Source organism: Arthrobacter sp. zg-Y877 (assembly GCF_030373105.1).
Lineage (GTDB): Bacteria > Actinomycetota > Actinomycetes > Actinomycetales > Micrococcaceae > Arthrobacter_B.
This window is the reverse complement of the sequence record NZ_JAUCPU010000002.1, coordinates 129288-145801: the sequence shown is the minus strand read 5'-3', so window position 1 is coordinate 145801 and position 16514 is coordinate 129288. Positions and strand designations below refer to the sequence as shown.

Annotated in this window: 13 protein-coding genes; 8 read left to right on the top strand and 5 right to left on the bottom strand. The window is 65.1% G+C overall.

What is annotated here, in order from left to right; genetic code table 11:
* The 4 genes from QNO03_RS04790 to QNO03_RS04775 form a co-directional block, all read right to left on the bottom strand.
* Complete coding sequence (locus QNO03_RS04790; RefSeq protein ID WP_289602219.1) at window positions 1-1533, bottom strand: ABC transporter permease; 1533 nt, start codon at window positions 1531-1533, stop codon at window positions 1-3.
* 111 nt (window positions 1534-1644) lie between these two features.
* Entirely contained in the window at window positions 1645-3393 is a 1749-nt protein-coding gene (locus QNO03_RS04785) for an ABC transporter family substrate-binding protein (RefSeq protein ID WP_289602217.1), read from the bottom strand.
* 246 nt (window positions 3394-3639) lie between these two features.
* Complete coding sequence (locus QNO03_RS04780) at window positions 3640-4239, bottom strand: GDSL-type esterase/lipase family protein (RefSeq protein ID WP_229950587.1); 600 nt, start codon at window positions 4237-4239, stop codon at window positions 3640-3642.
* Between the two features lie 64 nt (window positions 4240-4303).
* Window positions 4304-8101, bottom strand: a complete 3798-nt coding sequence (locus tag QNO03_RS04775) for a multifunctional oxoglutarate decarboxylase/oxoglutarate dehydrogenase thiamine pyrophosphate-binding subunit/dihydrolipoyllysine-residue succinyltransferase subunit (RefSeq protein WP_289602215.1) — start codon at window positions 8099-8101, stop codon at window positions 4304-4306.
* A gap of 523 nt (window positions 8102-8624) precedes the next feature.
* Between QNO03_RS04775 and QNO03_RS04770 the strand changes: the two genes are divergently transcribed.
* The 5 genes from QNO03_RS04770 (at window position 8625) to QNO03_RS04750 (ending at window position 13845) form a co-directional block, all read left to right on the top strand.
* A complete protein-coding gene (locus QNO03_RS04770) occupies window positions 8625-10013 on the top strand; it encodes a hemolysin family protein (RefSeq protein WP_289602214.1) in 1389 nt (462 codons plus the stop codon).
* Window positions 10010-11074, top strand: coding sequence for a hemolysin family protein (locus tag QNO03_RS04765; protein WP_289602212.1), 1065 nt, complete (start codon window positions 10010-10012; stop codon window positions 11072-11074). The genes QNO03_RS04770 and QNO03_RS04765 overlap by 4 nt, the downstream gene beginning before the upstream one ends.
* Before the next feature lie 95 nt (window positions 11075-11169).
* A complete protein-coding gene (locus QNO03_RS04760) occupies window positions 11170-12153 on the top strand; it encodes a metal ABC transporter solute-binding protein, Zn/Mn family (RefSeq protein ID WP_289602211.1) in 984 nt (327 codons plus the stop codon).
* Window positions 12150-12971: a metal ABC transporter ATP-binding protein gene (locus QNO03_RS04755; RefSeq protein WP_289602209.1), complete on the top strand. Its 822-nt coding sequence runs from the start codon at window positions 12150-12152 to the stop codon at window positions 12969-12971. Before QNO03_RS04760 ends, QNO03_RS04755 begins: the two co-directional genes overlap by 4 nt.
* Window positions 12958-13845, top strand: a complete 888-nt coding sequence (locus QNO03_RS04750) for a metal ABC transporter permease (protein ID WP_229950603.1) — start codon at window positions 12958-12960, stop codon at window positions 13843-13845. Before QNO03_RS04755 ends, QNO03_RS04750 begins: the two co-directional genes overlap by 14 nt.
* On the opposite strand, the gene QNO03_RS04745 is transcribed toward QNO03_RS04750, so the two are convergent.
* Window positions 13842-14273: a Fur family transcriptional regulator gene (locus tag QNO03_RS04745; RefSeq protein ID WP_229950606.1), complete on the bottom strand. Its 432-nt coding sequence runs from the start codon at window positions 14271-14273 to the stop codon at window positions 13842-13844. The two genes, QNO03_RS04750 and QNO03_RS04745, sit on opposite strands and share 4 nt — an antisense overlap.
* 161 nt (window positions 14274-14434) lie before the next feature.
* Between QNO03_RS04745 and QNO03_RS04740 the strand changes: the two genes are divergently transcribed.
* The 3 genes from QNO03_RS04740 to QNO03_RS04730 all read left to right on the top strand — a co-directional run bounded on the left by QNO03_RS04740 (window position 14435) and on the right by QNO03_RS04730 (window position 16482).
* The gene (locus QNO03_RS04740; protein ID WP_289602207.1) at window positions 14435-15094 is read left to right on the top strand and encodes an MBL fold metallo-hydrolase; all 660 of its coding nucleotides are present in this window, start codon (window positions 14435-14437) and stop codon (window positions 15092-15094) included.
* Entirely contained in the window at window positions 15094-15960 is an 867-nt protein-coding gene (locus tag QNO03_RS04735) for a sulfurtransferase (protein WP_289602205.1), read from the top strand. The genes QNO03_RS04740 and QNO03_RS04735 overlap by 1 nt, the downstream gene beginning before the upstream one ends.
* A gap of 93 nt (window positions 15961-16053) precedes the next feature.
* Window positions 16054-16482: an HIT family protein gene (locus QNO03_RS04730; protein ID WP_229950612.1), complete on the top strand. Its 429-nt coding sequence runs from the start codon at window positions 16054-16056 to the stop codon at window positions 16480-16482.
* Window positions 16483-16514 lie beyond the last annotated feature (32 nt).

The window sequence follows — 16514 nt, the reverse complement described above, 5'->3', positions numbered from 1 at the left end:
TCAGTTCAGGCTAATGCGCGGGTCGAGGAAGGCATATGCGATATCGGCCAGCATGTTGAAGGCTACGGCGGCAACACCGGTCACCAGGAAGAAGGCCATGATGACGTTGGGATCCACGTCATGAAGGCCGTCCGTGAACATTCGCCCCATACCGCTCCAGCCAAATACGGCCTCCGTGATGACGGCGCCCCCGAGGACGCCGGCAAAGTCAAAGGCCATCAGGGTCGTGATGGGGATCATGGCATTGCGGAACGCATGCTTGACGACCACGCTCCGTTCGCTTAGGCCCTTGGCCCGCGCCGTCCGGACGTAGTCCTGGTTCATGACTTCCAGCATGCTGGCCCGGGTGTAGCGGGTGTAGGTGGCGAAGGAGATGAGCATGATGGCGATGGTGGGCAGCACCAGGTACAGGGCGTAGTCCAGGTTGGTTTCCCAGAAGGTGCCCTGCAGGTTGGGTGTTGATGATCCCGTGGTCGGGATGGCCCGGCCGCCGTTCTTGCGCGAGAGGGACGGATAGGCGCCCAGGAGTGCGTCCATGAAGACGAAGAACGCGATGCCGAGCCCAATCACGGCGGTCAGGCTGCGGGCCTGCCTGGCATACGGCCCGCCGATGACATGGCCGATGCCCAGCGAAATAAGCAGCGTCAGGACGGCGAGTCCGGCGATGACCGTCCAGCTCGGATCAACCATGAGCGGCTGCGTAATGAGGTATCCGGCGAAGCCCGCCGCAGCGGTGGCAAGTGCTGCGTACAGGATCCGGCGGCGGCGGAATCCGGCCAGCAGGGCCGTGAGGCCGAGCGCCAGACCGAAGGCGGTGACGAACAGGCCGATCGGTCCAAGCCCCGGTGTCTTGAACCAGTTCGTGATGAGCAGCAGATAGAACGTGACCGAGGTGGCGACGGCGGCAATGGCGAAGACACGCAGACGGCGGCGGCGGTCTCCGCCAATGGCCACGGCCCCGATGGCACCGGCAACCAGGCCGACGGCGGCGATGCCCAGATAGGACATTTGCGGGTTGGCCAGCCAGTTGTTCAAGTCGATCGCCAGGTACTGCTTGAGCAGGGTGGAGAGCCAGAACAACGGCATCGAGAAGAGCAGGAAGGCAACGAACGTAATGGAGTAGTCGAAGACGCTGTACTGCCGAAGGGCGGTAACCAGGCCGATGGCCACGCCGAGCACGATCGCAACCAGAGTAGCGACGACGACGAGCCGGAAGGTGGAGCCGATGGCGGTCTGGAGTTGCTCAAGGACCGGGGAACCCGACCGGTTCAGTCCCAGGGTGCATTCCGCACCGCCGGGAATGACGCAGCGCCCGACCTCCTGGAGCCAGAGCAGGTAACGGGCCGCAACGGGCTGGTCAAGATGCAGTGCTTCCGTGCGCTGGGCAATGCGCGCTTCGCGTTCAGCGCCCTGCAGCTCGATCAGGTCAGCCAGGGGATCACCGGCATTGACGGCCAGGAGGAACATCAGCACCGTGGCTGCAAGAAGAATGAAGAACGAGGTAACCGCTCGTTTAAGGATGAAGAAGAACACCGTCAGGCTCCTTGGGGGTGGTACGGAAAACCTTTTCGGCATAAAAGCCGGGATGGGCAGACCAGTGGCCTGCCCATCCCGCTTTCTAACCGTTCAGGCGCGGTGCCTTGGTTAGGCCTGCTTGGTCCACTTGAAGGCGTTCCAGGTGACGCCGCTCTGGGTGGGGTTGTAGACCACGTTCTCCATGCTGGAGTTGTGGGCAACAATCTCGGCCTGTGTGTAGAGAACGACGTTGTAGACGTTCTTGGCCAGTTCCTCTTCAAGCTCCTTCTTCAGTTCCAGTACGCGGTCGGCGTCCGTGGTGGTGGCAATTTCATCCCACAGCTCGTCGACCTTTTCGCTCTTGAACTTGCCGTAGTTCTGGACGCCTTCCGAGTCGTAGATCGACTGCCCGCTGGCTACCAGGCCGGAACCGGCCCATCCGAACAGTGCAGCGTCCCAGGAGCCGAGCTCATCGAGCTTCGTGGTCCACTCGGCGTCGGGGGAGGCGATGATGTTGAAGCCGGCCTGGTCGCAGGAAGCCTTGATCAGGGCGGTGATGTCGGCACGGAGCTGGCTGGCGGAGGAGAACAGCATCCGCACGTCAACAGGCGCGGTCTTGCCGGCTTCTTCCATCAGTTCCTTGGCACCTTCGAGGTCAACCTCGTCGTACTTACTGGCCGAAGGGGCAGCTTCGAGCACCTCTTCGTATTCCGGCTGCGACTGCTGGTATTCACGCAGGTTGAGCACGGTGGCGTCCGGGGCGACCGGAGTAACGAACTTGTCAACGATGTCCTGGCGCGGCACGCACTTGGAGAATGCCTCACGCACCTTCAGGTCCTTGAACACACCGTTTTCGGACTGGTCGAGGTCGATGTGCGTGAAGGTCATGCCGGTGTCGGTGACCGTGGTGACGCTGTCGCCGATTGCCTCGATCTGGTCCTTGGTGTCGCCGGTGGGACCGGACGGTTCGATGATGTCGACGTCGCCGTTCTGCAGCGCCTGGACAGCCTCGGTGTCTTCAATGGTCTTGAAGATGATGCTTTCGGTGGCGGCCTCGCGCTCGTCGCCCCAGTAGTTCTCGTTCTTGGTCAGCGTCAGGTTTCCGCCGGCGGCGTTGTCCAGCTTGTACGGTCCGGACGAGGGGATCAGTGCTGCATCCGGAAGTGAGGGGAGGCCTTCGGCATAACCCCATCCGGTATTCCAGAACTCGGCCACGGGCTTCAGGCCGGCAATATCGCTGTCCTGGATCGCGGCAATCAGCTCCTCGCCGTCGTTCTCGCTGCTCATCCCGCCCTGCTCGGCGGCGATGTGGGCCGGCATGAGGGAGCCGATCATCAGGTTTTCCCAGTCGGCGTACGGAGTCTCGAAGACGTACTCGAACTCTTTTGCTCCTGCTTCACCCTCGGGCATTGCAAGGTACTCGTAGCCGTTGTTCGAGGACGGCTCGAAGATCTCAGCCTCTCCTTCCACGACCTTGCCCGAGAAAGCGGCCCAGTTCAGGAGGATGTCGTCGAAGTCGATCGGTGTGCCGTCGGACCACTGGGCGTCCTCGTTGATGGTGTATTTCACCGTCAGGGGATCGTCACTGGTCTTCTCGAACGTTCCGAACTCCTCATTGCGGATGACGCCCTCAGGGCTGTACTCCGAGAAGTTGCTGTGGACCAGGTTGTCAACATAGGTGTTGTACACGCTGTTCGACTTGGACGTGCCGCCGTTGTAGAAATCCGGAGCCTGGCTGATGGCCACGGAGATCGACGAAGCGAGGTTGGCGTCCTCGGTGGCTTCACTTTCGGTGCCGCCCCCGGCGGAGCCGCAGGCGCCCAGGAAAAGGGCTCCGACGGAGAGTGCGGCAAGAGATGCCGCGCGCTTAGTACGCATCTGTAGTCCTAACTGGTGATGAGGAGTCAGGAACCACCAATGATGGCCCCCCAAGCGGCCGTGATGACCGCCACATGTGGACAAACACTAGCCACAAAATGTTTACGCTGTGAGCTAAGTTACATGTTGTTAACCGATCGTTATCACGGTGAACTCATGGCGCAGCCGGAAACCGCGGGGGAATACGGAAAAACCCTCCCGGCTTAGGCCGGGAGGGTTTTTGAAAGTCCGATTGTGACGGGGATTTCAGTTCATTTCGGGCAGGTCCAGCCACTGGTACCAGCCGCGGTGCAGCACCAGCCAGGCCATCAGGCCGTAGCCGGCCTGGCCGGGTGTTCCGCCGTTGGCTGCCAGGTCCGTCCGCCACTGTTCATGGTTAAGCAGCGGGTTGAGGGTATCCACGTACATGTGCTTCCGCCGCGTGGTGACGTCGCCGAAGGCTGCCGAAAGATCCGCCAGCTTCCGGTTCCGTTCGGGGTTGAGGCCCGGGGGAGGGCCCACCACAAAGACCTTGATGCTCATCTGGGCGGCCCCATCAAGGATGTTCGCCAGGTTTAGCCGGCTTCGCGCCGTCGTCAGCTCTAGGTCAAGATCGCGGTCCGACAGTCCGATAACCAGGCGGTTCTCGCACCCGTCCTCGAACCGGCGCCCGGCCTCCGGGAGCCACCGGTTGGCCAAAGCCTCGGTTCCCTCGTGCGGTGCAGCCAGACTGTATGCCTGGAGGTCAACGTTTTCAGGCCTGGTCCGGGCCAGGACCCGTCCCAGCCAGCCAAGTGCGCGCGGATCCCCGTGTCCGGCCAGCAGTTCGTCACCGACAGCAGCAAGCCGAATTCTGCGTTGTTCCACTAGTCACCTTCTCAAATCAAAAAAAACAGGGTGGGACGCCGAAGCGCCCCACCCCAAATCTAGCCTACTGACGTTCGAAGGCCTTCTTCACGAGGATGTCCTGCTCCACCGCATGGCGCTTGGCCGAGCCCGTGGCGGTGGACGCCGACGCCGGGCGTGACACCAGCCGAAGGCGGCGGTCCAGGTGCTGCGGGAGGTTCAGGCCAATGAAGGGCCACGGGCCCTGGTTGGCCGGCTCGTCCTGTGCCCAGACGATGTCCGCGTTCGGGTACTGCGCCACGGCCGCCTGGATCTCCTCCACGGGGAGCGGGTAAAGCTGCTCCACGCGGATAATGGCTGTCTTCTCATCTCCGGTCTTCTGGCGGTTGGCCAGCAGATCGTAGTAGAGGCGGCCGGAGACCAGCAGGACGCGCTCGACGGCGTTTCCGTCCAGTTCGGCGTGTTCCCCGATGACCGGCTGGAACTCGCCGTGCGTGAACTCCTCCACCGAAGTGGCTGCAGCCTTCAGGCGCAGGAGCTGCTTGGGCGTAAAGACCACCAGCGGCTTGCGCGGCCGGCTGTAGGCCTGCCGGCGCAGCAGGTGGAAGTGCGAGGCGCCCGTAGTCGGGTTGGCAACAATCATGTTGTCCTCGGCACACATCTGCAGGAACCGCTCGATCCGTGCGGAGGAGTGGTCCGGACCCTGGCCTTCATAGCCGTGCGGGAGCATCAGCACCAGTGAGGAACGCTGGCCCCACTTCTGTTCGGCCGAAGAGATGAACTCGTCAATGATGGTCTGGGCACCGTTGACGAAGTCGCCGAACTGGGCCTCCCACAGCACGAGGGCGTCCGGGCGTTCCACCGAGTAGCCGTATTCGAAGCCCATGGCTGCGAATTCGGAGAGCAGGGAATCGTAGATCCACAGCTTCGCCTGGTTCGGGTCCAGCTCCGCCAGGGGTACCCATTCCGCGCCGGTGGCGCGGTCATGGAAGACGGCGTGCCGCTGGGTGAACGTTCCGCGGCGGGAGTCCTGCCCGGCAAGGCGTACGGGGACGCCTTCCATCAGCAGGGAGCCGAAGGCGGCAATTTCGGCAAAGCCCCAGTCGATATTGCCCTCGCGGGACATCTGTTCGCGCTTTTCCAGCAGGGACTTCAGCTTCGGGTGGACCGTGAAGCCTTCCGGCACGGCCACGTGGGCCTTGCCGATGTGGGCCAGGACCTCCGGCGAAACCGAAGTGCTTGCCGGCTTGATGATCGTGGTGCCCTCCTGCTGTGCGGCAGGACGTTCCAGATCGGAGACCGCTTCCGAATCCTTGGTGATCACCGGGATGGGTGAGGTCTGCGCAGCGTGGGTCTCGGCAAAGACACGTTCCAGGCGGCCCTGGTAGTCGCGGAGCGCCTGCTCGGCTTCGTCCTGGCTGATGTCCCCGCGTCCGATCAGGGACTCGGTGTACAGCTTACGGACGGAGCGCTTGGCCTCGATCAGGCTGTACATCATGGGCTGCGTCATCGAAGGATCGTCGCCTTCGTTGTGGCCGCGGCGGCGGTAGCAGACCATGTCGATGACGACGTCCTTGTGGAAGCGCTGCCGGTATTCGTAGGCCAGCTGGCCCACCCGCACGACTGCTTCGGGGTCGTCTCCATTGACATGGAAGATCGGTGCCTGGACCATCTTCGCGACGTCGGTGGAGTAGACCGAGGACCGGGAGGACGTAGGCGAGGTGGTGAAGCCCACCTGGTTGTTGACCACCACGTGGATGGTTCCGCCGGTGCGGTAGCCGCGCAGCTGGGAAAGGTTGAGCGTTTCCGCCACCACTCCCTGCCCGGCGAAGGCAGCGTCGCCGTGTACCAGGATCGGCAGCACGGGGAATTCGTCGCCCTGGTCCAGGCGGTCCTGCTTGGCGCGGACAATGCCTTCCAGCACCGAGTCGCCGGCTTCGAGGTGCGACGGGTTGGCCGCCAGGTAAACCTTGGTCTCGTTGCCGTTGTCGGAGGTGAAGGTTCCCTCGGTGCCGAGGTGGTACTTCACGTCGCCGGAGCCCTGGACGCTGCGCGGGTCCTGGGTGCCTTCGAATTCCCGGAAGACCTGGGCATACGTCTTGCCGGCAATGTTTGTCAGGACGTTGAGGCGGCCACGGTGGGCCATGCCGATGCCGACTTCCGCGAGGCCGTCGTCGGCGGCGCCGGAAATCACGGCGTCCAGCAGCGGAATCAGGGACTCGCCGCCTTCAAGCGAGAAGCGCTTCTGGCCGACGAACTTCGTCTGCAGGAACGTCTCGAAAGCCTCTGCCGCGTTGAGCTTGCTGAGGATCCGCAGCTGCTCTTCGCGGGTCGGCTTCGTGTACTTGGTTTCCAGGCGGTCCTGGAACCACTGGCGTTCCTCCGGATCCTGGATGTGCATGTACTCGATGCCCGCGGTGCGGCAGTACGCGTCGCGCAGCACACCAAGGATCTTGCGGAGCTTGAGCATCGGCTTGCCGCCGAAGCCGCCCGTGGGCCACTCCCGGTCCAGGTCCCACAGCGTCAGGCCGTGGTTCAGGACGTCCAGGTCGGCGTGCCGGCGCTGTACGTATTCCAGCGGGTTCGTGTCCGCCATGAGGTGTCCGCGGACCCGGTACGCGTGGATCAGCTGCTGGATGCGGGCAACCTTGTTGATCTGCTCGTCCGGGTTGACCTGGATGTCAGGGCTCCAGCGGACCGGCTCGTACGGAATCCGCAGGGATTCGAAGATCTCGTCGTAGAAGTTCTGCTCACCCAGCAGCAGCTGGTGGATGATCCGCAGGAACTCGCCGCTGCCGGCACCCTGGATGACCCGGTGGTCGTACGTGGAGGTCAGGGTGATGATCTTGCTGATGGCGTTGCGGGCGAGGATCTTCTCGTTGGCACCCTGGAATTCGGCCGGGTACTCGAGGGCGCCGGCGCCGATGATGGCGGCCTGGCCCTTGGAGAGGCGGGGCACGGAGTGCACGGTGCCGATGCCGCCCGGGTTGGTCAGGGAGATGGTGGTGCCGCGGTAGTCATCAGCGCCGAGCTTGCCGCTGCGCGCACGCTTGACCAGGTCCTCGTACGCGTGCCAGAACTCCGAGAAGTTCAGCGTTTCGGCCTTCTTGATGTTCGGCACCACCAGCAGACGGGTCCCGTCCGGCTTGGGCATGTCGATGGCCAGGCCGAAGTTCACGTGTGCGGGCTGGACGGCTACAGGCTTGCCGTCCACTTCGTCGTAGTACACGTTCATCGACGGGAACTGCGCGGCGGCACGGATGATGGCGTAGCCGAGCAGGTGGGTGAAGGAGATCTTGCCGCCGCGGGCACGCTCAAGGTGGCTGTTGATGACAATGCGGTTGTCGATCAGGAGCTTGGCGGGGACCGCACGAACGGTGGTCGCCGTGGGGACGCTCAGGCTGAGGTCCATATTCGTGGCGATCGCCTTGGCCGGACCGCGGAGCACGGTGACCTTGTCCTCTTCCGCAGCCGCGTCACTGGGCTGCGTCTTGGGCAGCTGGGCCGGAATGGGTGCGGCCTTCGCCGTTTCCTTGGGCGCGGATTCGGCCTTTGCCGATTCCTTGGGGACCGGCGGTGTGCCCGACTGCTGCGTTGCAGCGGGGGATTCGCCGGAGGCCTTGGGTGCATTGGGTGCTGTGGTCTCAGCCTTTACCACCGGCAGCTGCCGGGTGGCCGGCCGGGCGCCGTCCGGAGAACCGGCGGTGTTTCCGTTGGAGCCGTTACCGGACTGGGAGTCTTCAGCCTTGAAGGATTCGAAGATGCTCCACCACTTCTTGTCAACGGAGTCCTTGTTCGACAAATACTGCTCGTAGAGTTCATCGACAAGCCACTCGTTGCCGCCGAATTCTTCCGGCAGGCGGTGGTTGGATTGGTCTGGCACTAGATATACGCCTCTTCCATGAGTTGCCGTTTGCCCTGATGGCACCATGTTCGGGGCGCTTCCGCCTCAACTGGTGGTGCTGGCCCGGTGCGCAGTGACCGAGACTTCATGCCAGTCTAGTGACATAGGCGAAGATGTGGCCAATCCCGCATCTTCGGATGACGCAACAGACAGCGGCTTATCGGTTTTCCGGTGACGGCGGCATGCCGGACGCCCGGCCCCGAAGCCGAATCCGAGTGCTGTGGCAGGGTCCGGCCAAACCTGTAAACTGATAATTCTATGGACAGTTTCTCTAGGCGCCGGCCTGTGCAACGGACTGCGGTTACCGCAGACGGTGCGCCCCGAGCCGGCAACGCCAGCACACCCACGGCCCAGCATTCGCCTGCCGCTGCATCGGAGCCTTCCAGTCCGGCCGCAGCCGACCACCCTCCGTCTGAACGTTTTCCTGCAGCCTTTGCGCCCCTTTCCCTGTCCCTTTCGTTAAGGCGTGGCCTGTCAGCCCCCACCGCGGGGGTGCGCTGACATGGAGTGGCTCTACCTGCTCTTTGGCCTTCTCCTTATTCTTGGCACCGGCTTCTTCGTTGCCGTGGAATTTGCCCTGGTGGCGCTGGACCAGCCATCCGTCCGCCGCGCAGTGGAGGACGGTGACAAGGCGGCCGAGCCGCTGCTGCGCTGCCTGACCACCCTTTCCACCCAGCTTTCCAGCTGCCAGCTGGGCATCACCATGACCACCCTGCTGACCGGCTTCGTGATGGAACCATCGGTGGGCCGCCTGCTGGAGGCGCCCCTGGCGTCCCTGGGCCTGCCGCCCGTGGCCGTGGACTCCGTGTCCGTTACCGTGGCGTTGATCCTGGCGACCTTCCTGTCGATGCTGCTGGGTGAACTGATCCCCAAGAACATGTCCATCGCCATGCCGTTCCGCATCGGCAAGGCGCTTGCCCGCCCACAGCTGGCCTTTACCGTGGTGTTCAAACCCGCCGTACTCCTGCTGAACGGGTTTGCGAACAAGATCCTGAACCTCTTCGGCCTCGAAGCCAAGGAGGAGGTCAGCGGAGCGCGGACCCCGTCGGAGCTGTCCTCCATGGCACGCCGTTCCGCAGAGATGGGCACCCTGGACAAGGGCACCGCCGACTTCCTGTCCCGGACGTTCTCCTTCGCCGGGCGCACGGCGGCCGATGTGATGACGCCGCGCATCCGGCTGGAAACCATCGATGCCGAGCAGCCGGTGGCCGATGTCATCGAAGCAGCCCGGCGCACCGGGTACTCCCGGTTCCCGGTCCTCGGCGATTCCCCGGACGACATCCGCGGCGTGGTGCATGTCAAGAAGGCCGTAGCCGTTCCCCGCAGCCGACGCGGAACGCTGCCTGCTGCCGCGATCATGAGCGAAATCCTCCGGGTTCCCGAAACAGTCCACCTGGACTCGCTGCTTTCGGAACTGCGCAATGCAAACCTGCAGCTCGCCGTCGTGCTGGACGAGTACGGCGGCACCGCCGGCGTCGCCACCCTGGAGGACCTCGTCGAGGAGATCGTCGGCGAAGTGTCCGATGAACACGACAAGGCGAAGCCCGGAGTGCTGCAAAGCGCGTCCGGTGCCTGGTTCTTCCCGGGCATCATGCGCCCGGATGAGGTCACTGCGCTGGTTCCGCTGCTGCGGATGCCGGACGAGGCCGGATATGAAACCGTGGGCGGCTACATCATGGCTGAACTGGGACGCATCGCCGAGGCCGGGGACCGCGTCTCCGTCCCCGGCGGCGTGCTGGAAGTGGAGCGGATGGATGGACGCCGCATTGACCGCGTGAGCTTCATTCCCGCCGAGGAAGGCGCCGATTCCGGGCAGCCCGAACATGTCGAAGACGAAGACAGCGCCGACCGGCCTACGGAGCGCCAGGACCGCAGGGAAGGTATCCGATGAGTGACGTAGCGGGAATCTTCTGGCTGGTTGTCCTTTTGCTGGGCAACGCGTTTTTCGTTGGCAGCGAGTTTGCCGTGATGTCGGCACGGCGCAGCCAGATCGAGCCGTATGCGGAGGCCGGTTCCAAACGGGCCAAGACGACCCTGTGGGCCATGGAGCACGTCTCACTGATGCTTGCCTGCGCGCAGCTCGGTATTACTGTCTGCTCCCTGCTCATCCTGTCAGTGGCGGAGCCGGCCATCCATCACCTGCTTTCGGTTCCGCTGAAAGCCGTCGGACTGCCGGTGGAGATTGCGGACGGCGCCGGTTTCCTGATTGCACTGCTGGTGGTGACCTTCCTTCACGTCACGATTGGCGAGATGGTCCCGAAGAACATTTCGGTGTCCGTTGCGGACCGGGCAGTGCTTTTGCTGGCGCCGCCGCTGGTCTTCATTTCCAAGCTCGTGCGCCCGGTTATCGGGTCGCTGAACTGGCTGGCAAACCACGCCTTGCGGCTGATGGGCATCACCCCCAAGGACGAGGTCGCCTCAGCCTTCACCCTGGAGGAAATGCAGTCCATCGTGGAGGAATCCACCAAGCACGGGACCGTGGCCGATAATTCCGGCCTGATCTCCGGTGCGCTGGAATTCTCCGGTCAGACCGCAGGGACCGTGATGGTGCCCCTGGATGAACTCGTAAGCCTGGGCACGGACTCGACCCCGGCCGAATTTGAGCGGGCGGTCGGCAGGACCGGTTTCTCCCGGTTCGTCCTTGTGGACGACGCCGGGAACCTCACCGGGTACATGCACCTGAAGGACATCATGTCGATCCCGTTGGAGGCCTATGAGCGGCCGATCACGGAGAACAAGGTCCGGACATTGGCGAACCTGCGCCTCGACGACGAAATCGAGGACGCGCTGGCCGTGATGCAGCGGACGGGTTCCCACCTGGCCCGCGTTCTGGGGCCGGACGGAAGCACCCGGGGCGTCCTGTTCCTGGAAGACATCATCGAACAGCTGATCGGGGAAATCCGGGACGCCACCCAGGCCCAGGGCATCCGCCGGACGGGCGAACACCTGTAGGACGCTAGATGCGAACGATTCGCGTTTAGGTTATGCTGAAGGGGTTCCGGCGGCGCCGGAGCCCATCCGCCCGCCTAACCAGGGACATCAACCTTATGCACCGCTTCCCCGTCCGCGTGGCCGGAACCGTATTGGCTGTCGCCGTCCTGACCGGATGCGCGGCCGGCAGCGGGGACCCCGAACGTGGAGGAGCCGACGACGGCGTCATCACCGTCGTGGCGTCCACCAACGTCTACGCGGGCATCCTCACGGAGATCGGCGGGGACAACGTGGAGGTCACTGCCCTGATCGACCGGCCCAGCCAGGATCCCCACTCCTATGAGGCCACTGCCCGGGACCGGCTGGCGGTTTCCAAGGCGGACCTGGTGGTGCTTAACGGCGGCGGCTATGACTCGTTCCTGGAGAAGCTGGCAGCTGATGAAGGCATCCCTGCCGAGGACATCCTCAACGCCGTGGAGATCTCCGGCCTGGAGGACTCCGGGGAGGATGCCGAAGGCGCCCACGGGGCGGAAGCCGGCCATGACGGTGGGGAAGACCACCACGGCCATAACCACGGTTCCTTCAACGAACATGTCTGGTACAGCCCGGAGGCGATGGGCCGGCTGGCCGGCGCCGCAGCGGAACGCCTAGCCGGGCTGGACGCGGAAGCCGCTGACTCTTTCCAAGCCAACGCCGCGGATTTCGAGGCGGGCATTGCTGACATTAATGCTGCCCTGGCGGCGCTTCGGGACGTCTCGGCTGGACGCGACGTCGCGCTGACCGAGCCGGTGCCGGATTACCTGGTGGCGGCTGCCGGGCTGCACAATGCCACCCCCTCCGACTTCACCGAAGCAGTGGAGGAAGGCGCCGACGTGCCACCCAAGGTGCTGAAGGAAATGGAGGATCTGGTCACCGGCGGCTCGATCGCTTTCCTGGGCTACAACGAACAGACGTCCACGTCCCAGACCGAGACCGTGCGGGAGGCCGCCGTGTCTGCGGACGTGCCCGTCGTGGACTTCACCGAAACCCTGCCCGAGGGGCAGGACTACCTGCAGTGGATGGCCGCCAATACCGCCGCCATGGAAAGCGTGCTCCGATGACGCCGCCGGCTCCCGTCGTCCGCTTGCGGGACGCAGGACTGTCCTTCGGGGACCGCACCCTGTGGAAGAACCTCGACCTGGACATCAATGCGGGGGAGTTCCTTGCCGTCCTCGGCCCCAACGGGTCCGGCAAAACCAGCTTCCTGAAGGTCCTCCTGGGCCTGCAGCCGCTCACCGGCGGCACCGTGACCATCAACGGCCGGGATGTCCACCGCGGTAGCAAGGACATCGGGTACATCCCGCAGCAGAAATCCTTCAGTGCGGGCACTCCGCTGCGCGGCCGCGACCTGGTGGGGCTCGGCGTCGACGGCGACCGCTGGGGCCTGCGTCTGCGCCGGAAGCCGGTGCGCCAGCGGGTGGACCGGCTGCTTGAACAGGTGGGAGCCACCGCCTACGCGGATGAACCCGTCGGACGGCTGTCCGGAGGCGAGCTGCAGCGCCTGCGCGCAGCCCAGGCCCTGGCCACCAATCCGGACCTGCTTCTTTGCGACGAGCCGCTGCTTTCCCTGGACCTGCACCACCAGCAGGCGATCAGCTCGCTGATCGAGCGGCGCTGCCACGACGAGGGAGCCGCCGTCGTCTTCGTGACCCACGAGATCAACCCGGTCATCGAGTACGTGGACCGTGTGCTGTACCTGGCCGGCGGGCAGTTCCGCACCGGCACCCCCGCCGAGGTCCTGCGCAGCGATGTGCTCTCGGAAATGTATGGCAGCCGCGTGGAAGTACTGCGCAGCCACGGACGGATTGTGGTCCTGGGCATTCCCGACGCCACCACCCATCACCACGGAGAAAGCGAGGGCGACCTTGGACCTGCGTAGTTTCTTCGATGCTGTTTTTGATTTCAGCGACTATGGGGAGCTGCTCCCGCTGGTGCAGAACTCCATCTGGGCGGCCGCGGTCCTGGGCCTGGTCGGCGGCTTGATCGGTACCTTCGTGCTGATGCGGGACCTGGCCTTCGCCGTGCACGGCATCGCCGAACTTTCCTTCGCCGGAGCTTCCTTTGCCCTGCTGATCGGCGTGAACGTGGTGGTCGGTTCGCTGGTGGGATCGGTGGCGGCCGCCGTCCTGCTGGCCGTCATGGGCCTGCGGGCACGGGACCGGAACTCGATCATCGGCGTCATCATGCCCTTCGGGCTGGGGCTGGGGATCCTGTTCCTGGGCCTCTACGAGGGCCGCTCGGCCAACAAGTTCGGGTTGCTGACCGGTCAGATCGTCGCAGTGGATACGGTGCAGCTGAATCTGCTGGCCGGGGTTGCCGCCGTCGTGGTCGCTGCCCTGCTCATCATCTGGCGCCCACTGACCTTCGCCAGCGCGGACCCGGACCTCGCCGAGGCGCGCGGCGTGCCGGTGCGGGTGCTGTCCATTGTCTTTATGTTCCTGCTGGGTCTTTCCGTAGCGCTGTCCATCCAGGTGGTGGGCGCGCTGCTGGTGCTCTCGCTGCTCATCACTCCCGCTGCCGCGGCGCTGCTCGTGACCTCCTCACCGCGCCTCGTGGTGTTCCTGAGCGTGGTCTTCGCCCTGGCTTCCTCGGTGGGCGGCATCCTGCTGGCGCTGGGCGGGCGGATCCCGATCAGCCCCTACGTCACCACGGTGTCCTTCGCGATCTACCTGGTGTGCCGGATCATCCGGCGGGTGCGCGGCGGACACCGGCGGCGTGAGCTGAGCCGGAACACCGCCACCGCCGCGGCCTAGCTCTTACGGGCGCTGCATTCCGGGCACAGGCCGAAGACCTCGACGGTGTGCGCCACCTCGGTGAAGCCGTACCTGGTGCCGAGTCCGGCAGCCCAGGTCTCCACTGCCGGAGCCTCCACCTCGACGGCCTTGCCGCATTCGCGGCAGACCAGGTGATGGTGGTGATGCCCGACGGCGCAGCGCCGGTACAGTGCCTCGCCGTCGCCGCCCCGGAGCACATCCACCAGGTTCTCGTCCGCCATGGACTGCAGCACCCGGTACGTGGTGGCAAGCGAAACGCGTTCCCCGCGCTCCTGCAGCAGCCGGAACAGTTCCTGGGTGCTGACAAAGTCATCGAGGTCGTCCAGGGTGCGGCCCACGGCCAGGCGCTGGCGGGTCACGCGCGGCTCCGGTCCGCGCTTGGACGTCCGGGATGTCTCGGGTGACACGGAAGTTCCTCCAGGCGGGGTGGTACGGGCGGGATCGTATGGGTACGGTGGCACGGCAGGGGATGGGGTACCAAACCCTGGTTAAACCAGGACCCTAAGATTACCAGCAGCACTGCGGCATATCCGGAGACCCGGGGATGCTCCGGGAGTAGGGTGGCGCTATGCAAATGACCAAGTTCACGCACTCCTGTGTCCGCTTTGAGCAGGGTGGGAAGGTCCTGGTGCTGGATCCCGGCACGTTCTCCGAGGTCGAGACCGCACTGCAGGGCGCCGACGCCATCCTGGTCACCCACGAGCATGCGGACCATCTGGACCGCGGCCGGGTGCTTGCCGCAATGCAGGCGCAGCCGGCGCTGGAGCTCTACGCCCCGGCGTCCCTCGCGGCACTCCTTCGAGCCGATGCCCCGCCGGAACTGGCCGGCCGCATCCACGACGTCGAACCCAACACCAGCTTTACGATCGCCGGTTTCGGCATCCAGTCGTTCGGCGGCCAGCATGCACTGATCCACCCGCTGATTCCCCTTGTTGCCAATATCGGTTACCTAGTGGAGGGCCGGGTCTACCACCCGGGCGATTCCTTCGTGGTTCCGAACGGGCTGCGGCCGCGCACAGTGCTGGTTCCCGTGCACGCACCGTGGTCCAAGGTGGGGGAGGTCCTGGACTTCGTCATCGCCACCGGCGCCGAGCGCGCGTATCCCATCCACGATGCCCTGCTGAACGAGCGGGGACTGGGTATGGTCGAGGGCCACGTCACCCGGTTCGGCAAGACCTACGGCACCGAGTTCCGGCATCTGGACGCCGGGGAAACCGTGGACCTGTAATGGAGGTCCTGATCTCCGTTCCGCAATTGCGCGGCCGGCTGGAGTCCGCACGTCCGCCTGTACTGCTGGATGTCCGCTGGACCTTGGGTGCCAGTGATGGCCGGGATAAGTACCTGGACGGACATTTGCCCGGTGCGGTGTACGTGGACATGGACACCGAGCTGTCGGCCCCCGCAGCTCCGTTGGAGGGACGGCACCCCCTGCCCGGCCCTGCGGAATTCGCCGGGACCGCCCGCAGCTGGGGCCTGAACGACGGCGACACGGTGGTGGTTTACGACGACGCCGGCGGCACCTCCGCGGCCCGTGCCTGGTGGCTGCTGCGGCATGCCGGCTGGGAGGACGTACGCCTGCTCGACGGCGGGCTAGGCGCCTGGCGCGCAGCCGGACTGCCGCTGGAAAGCGGCCCGGTATCGCCGGAGCCCGGGAGCGCATACCTGTCCTGGGGGCACATGCCCGTGGCGGAGCTGCAGGACGTGGGCACGGTGGCCGCGGCGGGAACGCTTATCGACGCGCGGGCGCCGGAACGCTACCGGGGAGACACCGAACCCGTCGATCCCCGGGCCGGACATATTCCGGGAGCCGTGAACCGGCCGTCCACCCACAACCTTGCCGCGGACGGCACCTTCCTCAGCCCCGCCGAACTCCGTGCCTCATTCGAAGCCCTGGGGGTGCGGCCGGATCGACCCGTTGCCGCGTACTGCGGATCGGGCATCTTCGCCTCCCACGAGGTTGCGGCCCTGGCACAGGCGGGGATCACCGCGGCACTGTATCCGGGGTCCTGGTCGCAGTGGTCCAACACGCCCGGTACGCCGGCAGCCGTGGGGACCGGGCCGGGCCGGGCCGAAACCCTGCCCGAAAAGGGGTAGCGTCGAATCATGTTTACCGGCCGACCGGTTCCTCCGCCGCTGCGGGCACCCCTGCCTGCCGCCGCACCAGGGGAACAACCCGAAGGAGCACCCATGCCTACCCTGTTTACCCGGATTATCAACGGCGAAATTCCCGGCCGCTTCGTCTGGAAGGATGACGACGTCGTGGCGTTCCTCAGCATTGGTCCGCTCAGCGACGGCCATACGCTCGTGGTGCCGCGCCAGGAGATCAACAAGTGGACGGACGCACCTGCGGACCTCCTGCAGAAGCTGACGGCGGTTGCCCACGCCATTGGCCAGGCCCAGGTGGAGGTCTTCGGCTCCGAGCGGGCCGGCCTGACTATCGCCGGTTTCGAGGTGGATCACCTGCACCTGCATGTCTGGCCCGCCAACTCCATGCAGGACTTCGACTTCAGCCGCGCCGAATCCGATCCGGATCCCGAGCGGATGGAAGCCAACGCGCAGAAGCTGCGCCAGGGCCTGCGCGACGCCGGGCACGGGGCCTTCGTCCCCGAGGCCTAGCAACAGGCACCTGGCAGCGGCGCCGGCGGCAG

What these genes read in the sequence shown, in the direction of transcription:
- QNO03_RS04740 (WP_289602207.1), top strand. Translation starts at nt 14,435, where the DNA reads ATGCAAATGACCAAGTTCACGCACTCCTGTGTCCGCTTTGAGCAGGGT.
- QNO03_RS04730 (WP_229950612.1), top strand. Translation starts at nt 16,054, where the DNA reads ATGCCTACCCTGTTTACCCGGATTATCAACGGCGAAATTCCCGGCCGC.
- QNO03_RS04760 (WP_289602211.1), top strand. Translation starts at nt 11,170, where the DNA reads ATGCACCGCTTCCCCGTCCGCGTGGCCGGAACCGTATTGGCTGTCGCC.
- QNO03_RS04765 (WP_289602212.1), top strand. Translation starts at nt 10,010, where the DNA reads ATGAGTGACGTAGCGGGAATCTTCTGGCTGGTTGTCCTTTTGCTGGGC.
- QNO03_RS04785 (WP_289602217.1), bottom strand. Translation starts at nt 3,393, where the DNA reads ATGCGTACTAAGCGCGCGGCATCTCTTGCCGCACTCTCCGTCGGAGCC.
- QNO03_RS04770 (WP_289602214.1), top strand. Translation starts at nt 8,625, where the DNA reads ATGGAGTGGCTCTACCTGCTCTTTGGCCTTCTCCTTATTCTTGGCACC.
- QNO03_RS04735 (WP_289602205.1), top strand. Translation starts at nt 15,094, where the DNA reads ATGGAGGTCCTGATCTCCGTTCCGCAATTGCGCGGCCGGCTGGAGTCC.
- QNO03_RS04755 (WP_289602209.1), top strand. Translation starts at nt 12,150, where the DNA reads ATGACGCCGCCGGCTCCCGTCGTCCGCTTGCGGGACGCAGGACTGTCC.